17 protein-coding genes are annotated in these 16279 nt (G+C 65.2%); 14 read left to right on the forward strand and 3 right to left on the reverse strand.

Annotation, left to right across the window (positions count from 1 at the left end):
* Positions 1 to 203 precede the first annotated feature (203 nt).
* Positions 204 to 1613 carry an NAD(P)H-dependent flavin oxidoreductase gene (locus tag ABIC78_RS11970; RefSeq protein ID WP_168351309.1) on the forward strand — a complete coding sequence of 470 codons (1410 nt, stop codon included), beginning with the start codon at positions 204 to 206 and terminating at the stop codon, positions 1611 to 1613.
* An 85-nt stretch (positions 1614 to 1698) separates the two neighbouring features.
* On the opposite strand, the gene ABIC78_RS11975 is transcribed toward ABIC78_RS11970, so the two are convergent.
* Positions 1699 to 3021, reverse strand: coding sequence for an ammonium transporter (locus tag ABIC78_RS11975; RefSeq protein ID WP_354489892.1), 1323 nt, complete (start codon positions 3019 to 3021; stop codon positions 1699 to 1701).
* A 69-nt stretch (positions 3022 to 3090) separates the two neighbouring features.
* Positions 3091 to 4119: a 2-hydroxyacid dehydrogenase gene (locus tag ABIC78_RS11980; RefSeq protein WP_107715624.1), complete on the reverse strand. Its 1029-nt coding sequence runs from the start codon at positions 4117 to 4119 to the stop codon at positions 3091 to 3093.
* A gap of 207 nt (positions 4120 to 4326) precedes the next feature.
* On the opposite strand from ABIC78_RS11980, the gene ABIC78_RS11985 reads away from it, so the two are divergent.
* Positions 4327 to 4827: an SH3 domain-containing protein gene (locus ABIC78_RS11985; RefSeq protein WP_022676307.1), complete on the forward strand. Its 501-nt coding sequence runs from the start codon at positions 4327 to 4329 to the stop codon at positions 4825 to 4827.
* A 90-nt stretch (positions 4828 to 4917) separates the two neighbouring features.
* On the opposite strand, the gene ABIC78_RS11990 is transcribed toward ABIC78_RS11985, so the two are convergent.
* Entirely contained in the window at positions 4918 to 6114 is a 1197-nt protein-coding gene (locus ABIC78_RS11990) for a thiolase family protein (protein WP_169048088.1), read from the reverse strand.
* 227 nt (positions 6115 to 6341) lie between these two features.
* Here ABIC78_RS11990 and ABIC78_RS11995 point away from each other — a divergent pair, with 227 nt between their 5' ends.
* The 12 genes from ABIC78_RS11995 to nuoI all read left to right on the forward strand — a co-directional run bounded on the left by ABIC78_RS11995 (position 6342) and on the right by nuoI (position 16271).
* Positions 6342 to 7103: a prepilin peptidase gene (locus ABIC78_RS11995; RefSeq protein WP_354489895.1), complete on the forward strand. Its 762-nt coding sequence runs from the start codon at positions 6342 to 6344 to the stop codon at positions 7101 to 7103.
* Between the two features lie 251 nt (positions 7104 to 7354).
* Positions 7355 to 7729 (forward strand): NADH-quinone oxidoreductase subunit A, encoded by a 375-nt coding sequence (gene ndhC / locus ABIC78_RS12000; RefSeq protein WP_022676304.1) that lies wholly within the window; start codon positions 7355 to 7357, stop codon positions 7727 to 7729.
* Positions 7726 to 8283 (forward strand): NuoB/complex I 20 kDa subunit family protein, encoded by a 558-nt coding sequence (locus ABIC78_RS12005; RefSeq protein WP_022676303.1) that lies wholly within the window; start codon positions 7726 to 7728, stop codon positions 8281 to 8283. The genes ndhC and ABIC78_RS12005 overlap by 4 nt, the downstream gene beginning before the upstream one ends.
* A gap of 13 nt (positions 8284 to 8296) precedes the next feature.
* Positions 8297 to 9028, forward strand: coding sequence for an NADH-quinone oxidoreductase subunit C (locus ABIC78_RS12010; protein WP_168351305.1), 732 nt, complete (start codon positions 8297 to 8299; stop codon positions 9026 to 9028).
* A complete protein-coding gene (locus ABIC78_RS12015; RefSeq protein ID WP_022676301.1) occupies positions 9025 to 10236 on the forward strand; it encodes an NADH-quinone oxidoreductase subunit D in 1212 nt (403 codons plus the stop codon). The genes ABIC78_RS12010 and ABIC78_RS12015 overlap by 4 nt, the downstream gene beginning before the upstream one ends.
* On the forward strand, positions 10233 to 10439 hold the full coding sequence (locus ABIC78_RS12020; protein ID WP_022676300.1) for a hypothetical protein: 207 nt from the start codon (positions 10233 to 10235) through the stop codon (positions 10437 to 10439). The genes ABIC78_RS12015 and ABIC78_RS12020 overlap by 4 nt, the downstream gene beginning before the upstream one ends.
* Position 10440: 1 nt before the next feature.
* The gene (locus ABIC78_RS12025) at positions 10441 to 10776 is read left to right on the forward strand and encodes a nuclear transport factor 2 family protein (protein WP_062782116.1); all 336 of its coding nucleotides are present in this window, start codon (positions 10441 to 10443) and stop codon (positions 10774 to 10776) included.
* Positions 10776 to 11444 (forward strand): complex I 24 kDa subunit family protein, encoded by a 669-nt coding sequence (locus tag ABIC78_RS12030; protein WP_062782119.1) that lies wholly within the window; start codon positions 10776 to 10778, stop codon positions 11442 to 11444. The genes ABIC78_RS12025 and ABIC78_RS12030 overlap by 1 nt, the downstream gene beginning before the upstream one ends.
* A gap of 3 nt (positions 11445 to 11447) precedes the next feature.
* Complete coding sequence (nuoF, locus tag ABIC78_RS12035; RefSeq protein WP_354489899.1) at positions 11448 to 12740, forward strand: NADH-quinone oxidoreductase subunit NuoF; 1293 nt, start codon at positions 11448 to 11450, stop codon at positions 12738 to 12740.
* Positions 12740 to 14746, forward strand: coding sequence for an NADH-quinone oxidoreductase subunit NuoG (nuoG, locus tag ABIC78_RS12040; RefSeq protein ID WP_354489901.1), 2007 nt, complete (start codon positions 12740 to 12742; stop codon positions 14744 to 14746). The genes nuoF and nuoG overlap by 1 nt, the downstream gene beginning before the upstream one ends.
* Positions 14743 to 15789 (forward strand): NADH-quinone oxidoreductase subunit NuoH, encoded by a 1047-nt coding sequence (nuoH, locus tag ABIC78_RS12045; RefSeq protein WP_171792506.1) that lies wholly within the window; start codon positions 14743 to 14745, stop codon positions 15787 to 15789. The genes nuoG and nuoH overlap by 4 nt, the downstream gene beginning before the upstream one ends.
* Entirely contained in the window at positions 15786 to 16271 is a 486-nt protein-coding gene (gene nuoI / locus ABIC78_RS12050; protein ID WP_022676294.1) for an NADH-quinone oxidoreductase subunit NuoI, read from the forward strand. The genes nuoH and nuoI overlap by 4 nt, the downstream gene beginning before the upstream one ends.
* Positions 16272 to 16279 lie beyond the last annotated feature (8 nt).

Consider the following 16279-nt stretch of genomic DNA (forward strand, 5'->3'; position numbering starts at 1 on the left):
TTCGGCGCGTCATTTCGGCGCGCCAAAGGGGCAAAAGCACGAGACCGGACTTTCGCTGGCCGGCGTTTCGCCGTAAAACAGCCTATTCGGGTTTTTCATGTCCGGTCAGGCGCGCCGCGCACGGACGATCGCAAGGGATCGATCGGCCGTGCTGCGCTACAAGCCGGAAAACGCCACGCGCACGGGCGCGTCGAAGGAATGATATGTCTGCGTTCAAGGGGTTGAAGCCTATCCTCTATGGCGGCCGCGAAGTTTGGCCACTGGTGGAAGGCGGCAAGGGGGTTGCTGCCACCAATCACATGAGTTCCGGCGCCTGGGCCGCGGCCGGGGGAATCGGCACGGTCAGCGCGGTCAATGCCGACAGCTATGATGCCGAAGGCAAGATCATCCCGCAGGTCTATAATGCCCTGACGCGCAAGGAACGGCACGAAGAACTGATCCGCTATGCCATCGATGGCGCAGTGGAGCAGGTGCGCCGCGCCTATGACATCGCCAGCGGCAAGGGCGCGATCAACATCAACGTGCTGTGGGAAATGGGCGGCGCGCAGCAGGTGCTCGAAGGCGTGCTGGAACGCACCCGTGGCCTGGTTTCGGGCGTTACCTGCGGGGCGGGCATGCCCTACAAGCTGTCGGAAATCGCCGCGCGATTTAACGTCAGCTACCTTCCGATCGTTTCCTCGGGTCGCGCGTTCCGCGCCCTGTGGAAGCGCGCCTATCACAAGGTGGCGCACCTGATGGCGGCGGTGGTCTATGAAGATCCGTGGCTGGCCGGTGGGCACAATGGCCTGTCGAACGCGGAAAACCCGCGCCAGCCCGAAGATCCCTATCCCCGCGTCAAGGCGCTTCGCGACACCATGCGCGCCGAGGGCGTGAGCGATGACGTGCCGATCGTGATGGCCGGCGGCGTGTGGTTCCTGCGCGAATGGAACAACTGGATCGACAACCCGGAACTGGGCGCGATCGCCTTCCAGTTCGGCACGCGGCCGTTGTTGACCGAAGAAAGCCCGATCCCCCAGGCGTGGAAGGACCATCTGCGCACGCTGGAGCCGGGCGACGTGCTGCTGCACAAGTTCTCGCCCACCGGGTTCTATTCCTCGGCGGTGCGCAATCCTTTCCTGCGCGCGCTGGAAGCCCGTTCCGAACGCCAGGTTCCCTATTCCAAGGTGGCCGCGGGCGAGCATACGGTGCAGCTGGACGTGGGCGTCAAGGGCAAGAACTTCTGGGTGGCGCCGGCCGATCTGGCCCGTGCCCGCGAATGGTTCGGCGCCGGTTTCACTACCGCGCTGCGCACGCCCGATGACACGGTGATCTTCGTCAACCCCGAGGAACGCGACGAAATCCGCAAGGACCAGGCCGATTGCATGGGCTGCCTCTCGCACTGCGGGTTTTCGTCGTGGAAGGACCACGACGATTACACCACCGGGCGCCTGGCTGATCCGCGCAGCTTCTGCATACAGAAGACGCTGCAGGACATCGCCCACGGTGGCGATATCGACCAGAACCTGATGTTTGCCGGCCACGCCGCCTATCGCTTCAAGCAGGACCCGTTCTATTCCAACAACTTCACCCCCACGGTGAAGCAGCTGGTGGACCGCATCCTGACCGGCGACTGATCGCCATCAGGCCAAGCCATTACGAAAAAGCCCGGGATGCTCCCGGGCTTTTTTGTTTTTAAGGCAATGGCTTGCGCACGGTTGTTCAGTCCTGCTGCAACAAGGCCTCGCCATGGCTGGTCGCGTCCAGGCCGGCCATTTCCTCGTCCCGCGTGACGCGCATGGGCAGGGCCATCGATACCATCAATGCGGCAATCGCGGTGGCGATCGCGCTCCACGCGACCACGGCCACCACGCCGACGGCTTGGCCGACCACCTGGTGTGCCAGGGTCATGCCCGGTCCATAGCCGGTGCCGCCAAGCGCGGGGTGGAGAACCAGCGCGGTGAGCATCGTGCCGGCAATGCCGGTCATGCCCTGGCCGGCAAAGACACTCAGCGAATCGTCGACCTGCAAGCGGACCTGAACCAGGCGGGCAGTGCCTTTGGCGATGAGTGCGGCGACGAGGCCCAGCACCACGGCCATGCCGGGGCTGGTATAGGCAGAAACCGGGGCGATCAGGGCCAAACCGGCCAACGCGCCGCGTGCCAGCCCGGTGGGGCCGGGGCGGGTGCCGCCCAAGCGATCGAGCAGCAGCCATGCCAGCGCCGCCGTGGCGATGGCCACGTGGGTGTTGATCAGCGCCATGGCAGCGTCATCACCAGCGGCCAGAGCGCTGCCACCGGCCAGCGCCAGGCTGCCGGCCCAGACCATCGCGCCGCCAACCAGGGTCAGCAGCGGCAGGCCACCGTTGCGCGCAGCGGCCTGGGCAAAGCGTTCGCGCCGGCCCATCAGCAGCGCCACGATCAGCGCGGAAACCCCCGCGCTGGTGTGGACCACCAACCCGCCGGCATAGTCCACCGTGCCAAGCCGCGTGGCGAGCCAGCCGCCGCCCCAGATCCAGTGCGCGATCGGTGCATAGACCATCAGGCTCCACAGCGCGCAAAAGCCCAGCACCCAGCCAAAGCGGGCGCGATCCACCCATGCGCCGATCATCAGCGCCGGCGCGGCAAGGGCAAAGACCATCTCGAACAGAGCATAGGCGCTTTCGGGCACCAGGGTGTCGGCGCGCACGTTGCCCAGATCGATCAGCATCCAGGCACTGCCGCTGCCGAGCCAGCCATTGCTGACCGCGCCGAACGCCAGGGTGTAACCCACCACGATCCACAACAGGGAAACCAGCGCGGTGACCGCCATGGTCTGCGTCATGACCGAGAGCACGCTTTGTGTCCGCACGCGCCCGGCATAGAACAGGCCAATGCCCGGCAGCACCAGCAGCAGCCCGAGCAGCGTGGCGGCGAGAAGCCATGCGGTATCGCCGCTATCGGCGGGATCCAGCCCGGCATCCTGGGCGTGGGCAAGGGTTGGAACCAGCAGCAGGGCCAGCGCGGCCAGGGCGCGGGCCCCGTGATGTCGCAACGAATCGTTCATGACGCGGCACCTTAGGCCCAAGTCTTTGACAAATCCGAAATGGTTAGCGGCGCGGTGACAAATACGACGTTATGCCCAGCCTTCGATCACCTGGTCGGGCGGGCGATGGCCATCGGCCCAAAAGCGGATATTGGCGATGACCTTGTCGCCCGAGGCGAGCCGCCCTTCGAACGTGGCGCTGCCCATGTGCGGCAGCAGGACCACGTTGGGCAACTGGCGCAGGCGCGGATCGACCTGGGGTTCGTGCGCGAAAACATCGAGTCCGGCGCCGCCGATCGCCCCGGCTTCCAGCGCGGCGATCAACGCGGCTTCCTCGATCAGTTCGCCGCGCGCGGTGTTCACCACATAGGCGTGCCGCTTCATCATGGCGATGCGCCGCGCATTGATCAGATGGTGGGTTTCGCTCGTGTGTGGGCAATGCAGCGACAGAATGTCGGCGGTGCGCACCAGCGTGTCGAGATCGGCCTCATAGCGCGCGCCAAGCGCTGCCTCTGCCGCCGGGGGCAGGCGGTGGCGGTTGTGATAGACGACCGCCATGCCAAAGGCGCGGGCGCGCAGGGCTACGGCCTGGCCGATTCGCCCCATGCCGATGATGCCCAGCATCTTGCCGCCCAGGCGGTGACCCAGCAGGCTGGATGGCGACCAGCCTTCCCAGGTCTGTTCGCGGATCACGCGCTCGCCATCGGCCAGCCGGCGCGGCACCGAAATGATCAGCGCCATGGTCATGTCGGCGGTATCGTCGGTGAAGACGCCGGGCGTGTTGGTGACGATGATCTTGCGCGCACGCGCGGCGGCGAGATCGATATGTTCGATGCCTGCGCCGAAATTGGCGATCAGGCCAAGGCCAGGGCCAGCCGCCGCGATCAGATCGGCATCGATCGCATCGGTGACCGTGGGCACCAGGACATGCGCCTGCGCCACGGCATCGCGCAAGGCCTGACGTGACATGGGGCGATCATCGGCATTGAGCGTGACGTCGAACAATTCGGCCATGCGCCGCTGCGTTTCGGGCAACAGGCGACGGGTCACGACGACGCGGGGCTTGCCGTCGATACGGCGCGTGAGGCGCAAGTCTTGCGGGCGGGCGTGCTGGCTCATCCCCACTATGGCTATGCGCATGGGGTGGTGGTGGTCAAGCAGGACCAAGGGCGATATCCGACCGGGACCGGAATTTGTCGCGGCATTCGGGCTGGGCCAGGCGGGTGATCGCCGGCCGCAGCCATGCAGGCTGTTGCCCTTGCCGGCCAATGCTGTATCGCACCAGAGATTGCACGTCCGGGCGGGGGCGGCAGGAGAAGTCTTACCGTGATCCAGTTTCGCTTTATCATCCGTTCGGCCGCGGCGCTGGCACTGGTTGCCGGTGCGGTGGGCCTGGCCGGACGGCCGGCGCACCTGCACGCCGCCGATGATGGCAACAGCCCCTATTGGGCGTCGCTATCCAAGGACCAGACCAACATGCGCGTGGGGCCTGGGCGCGAATACCGCATCAATTGGGTCTATGTGCGCCGTGGCTTGCCGGTAAAGGTCTTGCGGGTGATGGGTGGCTGGCGCCTGATCGAAGATCCCGATGGCGCGCGTGGCTGGGTGCTGGCGCAGTTTCTCAGCCGCAATCGCGCCGCGCTGGTCAAGGGCGCGATTACGCCGATCCGCGCCAACAAGGATGGTAGCGGCCCGGTGCTGTGGCGCGCGGCGCCTGGCGTTCAAGCCGCGCTGGGCGATTGCCGCGATGGCTGGTGCCCGGTGGATGTCGGCGGGCGCCGGGGCTTTGTGGCGCAGGATGCGCTGTGGGGCGCGGGGACGCCTTGAAGGCTGCGATTTGGCTGCGTTTTCTTAGGTTTTCACCACCCCCCAACCCCCCTCCTCTGAAGAGGAGGGGGCGGAAGATTTCATCCGCTTTTAGACCAGTTCGACGGCGAGGGCGGTGGCTTCGCCGCCACCGATGCACAGGCTGGCCACGCCCTTGGTCTTGCCGTGGCGCTTGAGCGCGGCAAGCAGGGTGGTGACGATGCGTGCGCCCGAGGCGCCGATCGGATGGCCCAGGGCGGTGGCGCCGCCATGGACGTTGACCTTGTCGTGGCTGATGCCAAGGTCATGCATCGCGAACATCGCAACGCAGGCAAAGGCTTCGTTCACTTCGAACAGTTCGACGTCGTCGACGCTCCAGCCGGCCTTGTCGAGCACCTTCTTGATCGCACCGACCGGGGCGATGGTGAAGTCCTTGGGTTCCTGGGCATGCGCGGCCAGGGCGACGATGCGCGCTACGGGCTTGAGGCCCTTGGCATCGGCCACGCTCTGGCGGGTAAGCGCAAGGGCTGCCGCGCCGTCCGAGATCGACGAGGACGTGGCCGCGGTGATCGTGCCGTCCTTGGCAAAGGCGGGCTTGAGCGAGGGAATCTTGTCGGGGCGGGCCTTGCTCGGTGCCTCGTCGGTATCGACCGTCACTTCGCCAGCGCGGGTCTTGACCGTGACGGGGGCGATTTCCTCGACAAAGGCGCCATCGGCGATCGCGGCCTTGGCGCGGCGCAGCGATTCGATGGTGTATTCGTCCTGGTTTTCGCGGGTCAGACCATAGTCGTTGGCGGTGTCCTGCGCGAAGGTGCCCATGGCGCGGCCGGCGTCATAGGCGTCTTCCAGGCCATCGAGGAACATGTGGTCATAGGCCGTATCATGGCCGATGCGCGCGCCCGAACGGTGCTTCTTGAGCAGGTAGGGGGCGTTGGTCATCGATTCCATGCCACCGGCGATGGCCAGGTCGATGCTGCCGGCGGCAAGCGCCTCGGCGGCCATGATCACCGTCTGCATGCCAGAGCCGCAGACCTTGTTGACCGTCGTGGCCTGGGCCGACTTGGGCAGGCCGGCCTTGATCGCGGCCTGGCGGGCAGGTGCCTGGCCCAGGCCGGCGGGCAGCACGCAGCCCATGTAGACCCGCTCCACGTCGGCGCCGTCCACGCCGGCGCGCGCGACGGCGGCCTTGACCGCGGTGGCGCCGAGATCGGTTGCGGCAACCTCTGCCAGTGCACCCTGCATGCTGCCCATCGGCGTGCGCGCATAGCTGAGGATGACGATCGGATCGGCGGCGGAGAACTGGGCCATGGTAACAGGTCCTTCCTGTGCTAAACTGCCGCCCCGGCTGCGGGCGGGTGGCAGCGTCTTGTCGTTGCCAGCGCCGATGTAGAGACCGGGCGTGGCGATTGCAATTGAAGGCGGCCCTGCATTGCCTTTTCATGATGCATTGCAGCAATTCGGCAGACACCCTGGGGTGGGCTCGTGCTGCCGGGCATGGGGCGGGTGGGGGACGTAACGTGGGGTTTTCGGCGCAGATGCCGATGTTTACGGCCGTGGCGGGTATGCCGGCCTGGCTCTTGTTGACAATCGGCGCCATTTTGGGGGCAATCATCGGATCATTCCTGGGCACCGTGGCGGTGCGCCTGCCGGCCGGGCGCGGCATCATCCGCGCGCCTTCGGCCTGCGATGGCTGCCGCCAGCGCTTGCGCCCGTGGCACCTGGTGCCGATCGTTTCATGGCTGGCCCTGCGCGGGCGCTGTCAATCCTGCGCCGCGCCGATCGGGCGGGGGCAACTGGTGGCAGAGGTGCTGGGCGCCGCGATCGGCGCATTGGCATGGTGGTCACCGCCTGGCCTCTCCTTGCCGGCCATGGTGCTGGGCTGGCAACTCCTGCTGCTGGGGCTGCTCGATGCGCGCTGCCTATGGTTGCCGTGGCGCCTCAACGCTGCGCTGGCGTTGAGCGGATTGGCGGTATCCGTGGCGGACAACTGTTTGCCATTTGCCCTCGCTGGCGGCGGCCTGGGCTATGGCCTGTTGGGGCTGGTTGCGTGGGGCTACCGCCGGGTGCGCGGGCGCGAAGGGCTGGGCGGAGGTGATCCGCTGCTGCTTGGCGCGATCGGGTTGTGGGTGGGTCCGGTGGGCGCGGTGCATGTCCTGCTTGGCGCGGCGCTGCTCGGCCTGGCCGTGGCGGGCCTGATGGCCTGGCGAGGAGGCCGCATCGATGCGGCCACCAGATTGCCGCTCGGTACGTTCCTGGCGGCCGCGGCCTGGCCTGTTTTCGTGCTCGACCTGAGGTGAGGATGCGCGGGGCGCCTTGTGCGCCATGCAATCGTGTGCGCAATTCCTGCAACTGACATCTCGCGATGCGGCAAGAGGTGGCTGGTTTGCCGGGCTTTTGGGCGAAATCCGGGGGTTCGTGCCTCGGTATTGTCACGATCTTGCCCAAATGGGTGGGGTCAACCCCCTTTATTGCGCTGCACCCCACTTGCGCATGGGCCAAGGCAGGACTAGTGCCCCGTGCCAAGTGCATTCCATCGCGAGTCAGCCCCTTGGTCGACCTCATCCAATATCTGCCGATCCTGATCTTTCTCGGGATCGCGCTCGCGCTTTCAACGGCCTTCGTTTTCCTGCCCATGGGAGCTGCCCGCCTGACCGGCACGCACAACCCCACGGCAGACAAGCTGGCCGAATATGAGTGCGGGTTCCCCGCCTTTGAAGACCCGCGCAGCCAGTTCGACGTGCGGTTCTATCTCGTGGCGATCCTGTTCATTATCTTCGACCTGGAAGCAGCGTTCCTGTTTCCCTGGGCGGTGAGCCTCAAGCAGACCGGTTGGGCCGGCTGGGCGACCATGATGGTCTTCCTGGCTGAACTGGTGCTGGGCTTCATCTATGCCTGGAAGAAGGGCGCACTGGATTGGGAATGAACGACATGGCTACTACTCCCGCTGTCTCGCCCGTCGCTGGCTCGCCGATCGTCGCGCCCGACCAGGCCTTTTTCGAAAGCATCAACGCCGAGGTTTCGGACAAGGGCTTTCTCGTCACCTCGACCGAGGAACTGTTCCAGTGGGCGCGCACCGGCTCGCTCTGGTGGATGACCTTTGGCCTGGCATGCTGCGCGGTGGAAATGATCCACGTCAACATGCCGCGCTATGACATGGAGCGGTTCGGCGTTGCCCCGCGCGCTTCGCCGCGCCAGTCCGACGTGATGATCGTGGCCGGCACGCTGTGCAACAAGATGGCCCCGGCGCTGCGCAAGGTCTACGACCAGATGTCGGACCCCAAGTACGTCATCTCGATGGGCTCGTGCGCCAATGGCGGTGGCTATTACCACTACAGCTATTCGGTGGTGCGCGGCTGCGACCGCATCGTGCCGGTGGATATCTATGTGCCGGGTTGCCCGCCGACTGCCGAGGCGCTGCTCTATGGCGTGATGCAGTTGCAGCGGAAGATCCGCCGCATCGGCACGCTTGAGCGTTGAGAGGGTAGGGCACATGGCCATTCTGCATTCCGCACCGCGCTATGCCCCCTTCGACGGGGTGAAGGACACGCTGGCCACCGCGCTGGGCGACCTGGTGATCGAAGCCAAGGAAGAGCACGGCGAAATCGTCCTGCTGGTGGTGCGCGAGCGCATCCAGGACGTGCTGCGCACCCTGCGTGACGAGCACGAATACCAGCAGCTGATGGAAATTGCCGGGGCGGACTATCCGCAGCGGCTTGACCGTTTCGAGGTGGTTTACTGCCTCCTCTCGCTGACCCGCAACCACCGCCTGATCGTGAAGGTCCGCACCGACGAGTCCACCCCGGTTCCCACCGCCACCACGCTGTGGCCGGTGGCTGGCTGGCTGGAACGCGAAGTCTATGACATGTATGGTGTGCTGTTCGCGGGCAACCCCGATCTGCGCCGCATCCTCACCGACTATGGCTTCCAGGGGCACCCGTTCCGCAAGGACTTCCCGCTGACCGGCTATGTCGAGCTGCGCTATTCCGAGGAAGACCAGCGCGTGGTCTATGAGCCCGTGCGCCTGGCCCAGGACCTGCGCCAGTTCGACTTCATGAGCCCGTGGGAAGGCGCCGACTACGTGCTGCCCGGTGACGAGAAGGCAGCGCAAGCGGCCGCGCCTGCACCGGTGGCCACGCCCAAGGACACGCCGACGCCGGCGCATACCGGCGCTGGCGCGGCGGCCAACAAGGAAGCGACCAAGCCCTCGGGAGACAAGGCATGAGCTTCTCGCTCGAACAGTCGCCCACCACGGGTGACGAGGTCATCACCAACTACACGATCAACTTCGGCCCGCAGCACCCGGCAGCGCACGGCGTGCTGCGCATGGTGATGGAGCTGGACGGCGAAATCATCGAGCGGATCGATCCGCACGTCGGCCTGCTGCATCGCGGCACGGAAAAGCTGATCGAGCACAAGACCTATCTCCAGGCGCTGCCCTATTTCGACCGCCTGGACTACTGCTCGCCGCTGGCGATGGAGCACTCCTACGTGCTCGCGGTGGAAAAGCTGCTCAACATCGCCGTGCCGCTGCGTGCGCAGTATCTGCGCGTGCTGTTTGCCGAGCTGACCCGCATCTGCAACCACATGCTCAACATCGGTTCGCACGTCATGGACGTGGGGGCGATGACGCCGAACCTGTGGCTGTTCGAAATCCGCGAGGATTGCCTCACGTTCTTCGAACGCGCATCGGGCGCGCGCATGCACTCGGCCTGGTTCCGCCCCGGCGGCGTGCACCAGGACGTGCCGCTCAAGCTGTTGACCGACATGGCCGACTGGCTCGACACGCGCCTGCCGCAGCTGTTTGACGACGCGATGAGCCTGGTGGTTGACAACCGCATCTTCAAGCAGCGCAACGTCGATATCGCCGTGGTGAGCAAGGACGATGCGGTGCGCTGGGGCTTCTCCGGCCCGATGATCCGCGGTTCGGGCATCCCCTGGGATATCCGCAAGGCGCAGCCCTATGACGTCTATGACCGCATGGAATTCGATATTCCGGTGGGCACGCGGGGCGATTGCTATGACCGCATGATGGTGCGCGTGGAAGAAGTGCGCCAGTCGGCCCGGATCATGAAGCAGTGCTTGGCGCAGATGCCCGAAGGCCCGGTGCACAGCGACGACCGCAAGGTGATGCCGCCCAAGCGCGCCGAGATGAAGAGCTCGATGGAAAGCCTGATCCATCACTTCAAGCTCTACACCGAAGGGTTCCACGTGCCGGCCGGCGAAGTCTATGTCGCCACCGAAAGCCCCAAGGGCGAATTCGGCGTGTACCTGGTCTCTGACGGCACCAACAAGCCCTATCGCTGCAAGATCCGCCCCACGGCGTTTTCGCATCTCCAGGCGATGGACTTCATGTCCAAGGGCCACATGCTGCCCGACGCGACCGCCATCCTGGGCGCGATCGACGTGGTGTTCGGGGAGTGCGACCGGTGAGCCGCGCGCAGATCGATCAGGTTTCGATCCTCGCCTGCCTGACCGGGCTGGTCCTGGCCGTGGCATGGTTCATTGCCCTGGGCGTAACCGGCAAGGCGCCGGAAAGCCTGGCCATGCTGGCGAGCGCGGTAGGTGGTTTCGAGCTGTTCCATTTTGGCCAGGGGCTGTGGTTCAACCGCGCCCGCCGGCGCAGGGGGCTTTGACATGGCTGGTTTGACCCAGATCGCCACGGCCATGATCGCGGCCTACAACGCCCAGGATGCCGACACTTACGTCAGCTACATGACCGACGATGCCTGCGAAGCGGGCTATCGCGGCGCCGTGGTGCGCGACGGCAAGGAAGGCACCCGCCAGGGCCTCAAGAAGATGTTTGCCGAGTTTCCGGAAAACCGCGCCGAGGTGATCGGGGCGAACGAGCTGGGCAATTATGTGGTGTTTCACGAGCGCGTCTGGCGCTCTGCCGCTGCCGAGCCGTTTGACGTGATTGCCGTCTACAGCTTCGTCGATGGCAAGTGCGCACGCGTGGAGTTCATTCGCTAATGGCTGATCGTCATCCCGAACCCGATAGCCCCGCGCTGCGTGCGCGCTGGGGCAGCTTTGCCTGGACGCCCGAGAACGCGACCAAGGCCAAGGAAATCATCGCGCGCTATCCCGCCGGGCGCCAGCGTTCTGCGGTGATGCCGCTGCTCGACCTGGCGCAGCGCCAGGTTGGCGCCGAAGAGAACACGCAGGGCTGGCTGCCGCTGCCGGTGATGGAATACGTCGCCGCGCAGCTCGACATGCCGATCATCCGCGTGCTCGAAGTGGCCACCTTCTACACGATGTACAACATCGCGCCGATCGGCCGGTTCCACGTGCAGGTCTGCGGCACCACGCCGTGCATGCTGCGCGGGTCTGACGACATCCTCGCCTCCTGCAAGGCCAAGGGCATGAAGAAGGGCCACACCACTGCTGATGGTCTGTTCACGCTGACCGAAGTGGAATGCATGGGCAACTGCTCGTCGGCGCCGATGGTGCAGATCAACGACGACAACTATGAAGACCTGACGGCCGAGCGGATCGAGCATATCCTCGACGAACTCGCTGCCGGGCGCCAGCCCAAGACTGGCACGCAGGAGCCGGGCCGCCACACCGTGGAACCGGTGGGTGGGCCGACCTCGCTGACGGCGATGGTTTCCGAAAACCACGATTATCGAGGGGAGTGGTAAGCCATGGCCCTTGCCGACAAGGATCGCATTTTCACCAATCTCTACGGCTATCAGCCGTGGAACCTGGCTGCCGCCCAGGCGCGCGGCGATTGGGACAACACCAAGGATCTGATCGCGCGCGGCCGTGACGCGATCATCCAGGAAATGAAGGACTCCGGCCTGCGCGGCCGTGGCGGTGCGGGCTTCCCCACCGGCATGAAGTGGTCGTTCATGCCCAAGGAATCCAAGGATGGCCGTCCCAGCTTCCTGGTGATCAACGCCGACGAATCCGAACCGGGTTCGTGCAAGGACCGCGAGATCATCCGCCACGATCCGCACAAGCTGATCGAAGGCGCGCTGGTCGCCGGTTTCGCCATGGGTGCGCGCGCAGCCTATATCTACATTCGCGGTGAATATATTCGCGAGGCCGAAACGCTGTTTGCCGCCGTGGCTGAAGCCTACGACGCGGGTCTGCTCGGCAAGAACGCCGCCGGTTCGGGCTATGACTTTGACGTCTTCGTCCACCGCGGCGCGGGCGCCTACATCTGCGGCGAAGAAACCGCGATGATCGAATCGCTCGAAGGCAAGAAGGGCCAGCCCCGTCTCAAGCCGCCGTTCCCGGCCGGCGCCGGGCTCTATGGCTGCCCGACCACGGTGAACAACGTGGAATCGATCGCGGTTGCCCCCACCATCCTGCGCCGTGGCGCGGGCTGGTTCTCCAGCTTTGGCCGTGAGAACAACAAGGGCACCAAGCTGTTCCAGATCAGCGGGCACGTCGACAAGCCCTGCGTGGTCGAGGAAGAGATGTCGATCCCGTTCCGCGAGCTGATCGAGAAGCATTGCGGCGGCATTCGCGGCGGTTGGGACAACCTCCTGGCCGTGATCCCGGGTGGTTCGTCGGTGCCGCTGGTGCCGGCCGCCGAGATCATGAACGCGCCGATGGACTTTGACGGCCTGCGCGCGCTGGGGTCTGGCTTGGGCACCGCGGCGATCATCGTCATGGACAAGTCCACCGACATCGTCCGCGCGATCAGCCGCCTGTCGTACTTCTACAAGCACGAAAGCTGCGGCCAGTGCACGCCCTGCCGCGAAGGCACCGGCTGGATGTGGCGCGTGATGGAGCGCCTGCGCACCGGCGATGCTGACGTGGAAGAGATCGACATGCTCTTCAACGTGACCAAGCAGGTCGAAGGCCACACCATCTGCGCCCTGGGTGACGCGGCCGCCTGGCCGATCCAGGGCCTGATCCGCCACTTCCGCCCCGAAATCGAACGTCGCATCGCCGCGCGCGCCGACGTTCGGGAGGCAGCAGAATAATGCCCAAGGTCAAAGTAGACGGCGTCGAACTCGAAGTTCCGGCCGGGGCCACCGTGCTCCAGGCCTGCGAACTCGCCGGCAAGGAAATCCCCCGCTTCTGCTATCACGAGCGGCTGAGCATTGCCGGCAACTGCCGCATGTGCCTGGTCGAAGTGAAGCCTGGGCCGCCCAAGCCGCAGGCGTCGTGCGCGCTTCCGGCCAGCGAAGGCCAGGAAATCCGCACCGACAGCGAAATGGTCAAGAAGGCGCGGGAAGGGGTGATGGAGTTCCTCCTCATCAACCACCCGCTCGATTGCCCGATCTGTGACCAGGGCGGCGAATGCGACCTGCAGGACCAGTCGGTGGCCTATGGCCGTGGCGGCTCGCGCTATCACGAGCACAAGCGTGCCGTGACCGAGAAGTACATGGGCCCGCTGATCAAGACGACGATGACGCGCTGCATCCACTGCACCCGCTGCGTGCGGTTCTCGGAAGAGATCGCCGGCGTGGACGAGATCGGCGCGCTCTATCGCGGCGAAACCATGCAGATCAGCACCTATCTGGAAAAGGCCGCCAAGCACGAGCTTTCGGCCAACGTGATCGACCTGTGCCCGGTCGGCGCGCTGACCAGCAAGCCCTATGCGTTTGAAGCGCGTCCGTGGGAGCTGAAGAAGACGCTGTCGATCGACGTGTCTGACGCGATCGGCGCCAATATCCGCCTCGACAGCCGTGGCCGCGAAGTGCTGCGCATCCTGCCGCGCGTCAACGATGACGTGAACGAGGAATGGCTGGCCGACCGTGGCCGCTTCATGGTCGACGGCCTGACCCGCCGCCGCCTGGACCGTCCGTGGCTGCGCCGCGATGGCAAGCTGGTTGCCGCAACCTGGGCCGAAGCCTTTGCCGCGGTCGCCTCGATCAACCCCGGCCCGTCGGTCGCAGTGGTTGCCGGTGACCTGGTCGATTGCGAAACGATGTTCGCCGCCAAGTCTCTGGCCGGTGCGCTCGGTTCCTCGCTGCTCGAAGGGCGGCAGACCGGCATGGCTTACACCACGTCGAGCCTGGCTGCAGTGGCGTTCAACTCCACCCTTGCGGGTATCGAGGACGCCGACGCGATCCTGATCGTGGGCAGCCAGATCCGTTCCGAAGCTCCGCTGCTGAATGCACGCCTGCGCAAGGCCGCCAAGCGCGGCGCCAAGGTCTTCGTGATCGGCCCGGTGTGGGATACGACGTTCCCCGCCACGTTCCTGGGCGACGATGCCGCCACGCTTTCCAACCTGCCGGCCGAAGTGGCCGACGCGTTTGGTGCAGCGGCCAAGCCGGCGATCATCATCGGCGGTGCTGGCCTCGCCAAGGGCGCGTTGGAAGCGGGCCTGGGCTTTGCCGCGCGCTTCAACCTGGTGCGCGAAGGCTGGAATGGCTTCAACGTGCTGCACATGGCCGCCGCGCGCATGGGCGGCCTGATGCTGGGTTATGCCCAGCCGGGCGGCCTCGCTGATCTGGTGGCGGCCAAGCCCAAGATGGTCATTTCGCTGGGTGCGGACGAGGTCGACTGGACCAAGTTTGCCGACAGCATGATCGTGCACATTGGCCATCACGGCGACAAGGCGGCCCATGCCGCCGACGTGATCCTGCCCGCCGCTGCGTTCAGCGAAAAGGACGGCACTTACGTCAACACCGAAGGCCGCGTGCAGTTTGCCGAACGCGCCGTGTTCGCTCCGGGCGAAGCGCGCGAAGACTGGACGATCCTGCGCGCGCTGGCCGATGCCTTTGGCGTCAATGTCGGGTTCGACAGCTTTGAACAGCTGCGCGCGGCGATGATCGCGGCGGTGCCGGCACTGGGCGTCGAAGGTCTGGCCGATTACGGCGCGCTTCCCACGGCTCCAGCCAGCGCGGATTGCACTGGGACGATCGCCTATCCGATCGCCGATCCCTATCTGACCAACGCCATCGGCCGCGCCAGCCCCACGCTGCAGCGCTGCTCGAGCGAACTGCTCCACGGTGAACTTCAGGCGGAGGCCGCGGAATGACTGCGTTCTTTCAAGGCCTTGGCCTGCCCTTCGCGGCGGCCTGGACCATTTCCACGATCTGCGGAATCCTGCTGATCGCGCTGCCGGTGATGCTGGCGGTGGCCATGGTCATCTATGTCGACCGCAAGGTCTGGGCATCGATGGCGCTCCGCCGTGGCCCCAACGTGGTTGGCCCGTTCGGCATTCTTCAGTCGTTTGCCGACGGCCTGAAGGTGTTCCTGCAGGAAACCATCATTCCTTCGGCCGCGAACAAGGGTCTGTTCCTGATCGCGCCGATCATCACCTTTACCGTGGCGCTGCTGGCCTGGGCGGTGATCCCGTTCAATTCTGGCGCGATCCTGGCCAACATCAACGTCGGCCTGCTCTATATCCTCGCGATCTCGTCGCTCGGGGTTTACGGCATCGTCATCGCGGGCTGGTCGTCCAACTCGAAGTACCCGTTCTTCTCGGCGATGCGCGCATCGGCCCAGATGATCAGCTATGAAGTCTCGATCGGCTTCATCCTGGTCTGCGTGGTGCTGTGGGCCAACTCGTTCAATCTCAACGATATCGTCAAGGCGCAGCACGGCTTCGGGCTTGGCTTCATCAACGGTTTCTGGTGCAGCCCGCTGCTGTTCCCGATGTGGGTGATGTTCCTCATCTCCAGCATGGCCGAAACCCAGCGCGCGCCGTTCGACCTGACCGAAGCGGAAAGCGAACTCGTCGCCGGCTATCAGACCGAATATTCGTCGATGGCCTTCGCCCTGTTCTGGCTAGGTGAATACGGCAACGTGCTGTTGATGTGTGCGCTCAACGCCACGCTGTTCTGGGGCGGTTACCTGCCGCCGGTGGAACTGGCGATCCTCTACCTGATCCCTGGTTGGATCTGGCTGATCCTCAAGATCGCTTTCGGCTTCTTCGTGTTCAGCTGGGTCAAGGCGACGGTGCCCCGTTACCGTTATGACCAACTGATGCGCCTTGGCTGGAAGATCTTCCTGCCCGTCTCGCTGCTGTTCGTGTTCCTCGTCAGCGGCTACCTCATGGCTACCGGACACTTCGCATGACTGTCGGACAGCTCGTCAAGAGCTTCACCCTCTGGGAGTTCGTGAAAGCGCACTGGCTGACCCTGAAGTATTTCTTCAGGCCCAAGGCGACCGTGAACTACCCGTTCGAGAAGAACCCGATCTCGCCGCGCTTCCGTGGTGAACACGCCCTGCGCCGTTATCCCAACGGCGAGGAACGCTGCATCGCGTGCAAGCTGTGCGAAGCGGTGTGCCCGGCGCAGGCGATCACGATCGAGGCGCAACCGCGCGAGGACGGCAGCCGCCGCACCACGCGGTATGATATCGACATGACCAAGTGCATCTTCTGCGGCTTTTGCCAGGAAGCATGCCCGGTCGATGCCATCGTCGAAGGGCCGAACTTCGAATACGCGACCGAAACGCGCGAAGAACTGCTCTACGACAAGGCCAAGCTGCTGGCGAACGGGGACAAGTGGGAGCGGGCGATTGCCGCGAACCTTGAAGCCGATGCACCGTACCGGTAAGGGGCGCG

Source organism: Novosphingobium sp. 1529, from assembly GCF_040544855.1.
GTDB classification, from domain to species: domain Bacteria; phylum Pseudomonadota; class Alphaproteobacteria; order Sphingomonadales; family Sphingomonadaceae; genus Novosphingobium; species Novosphingobium capsulatum.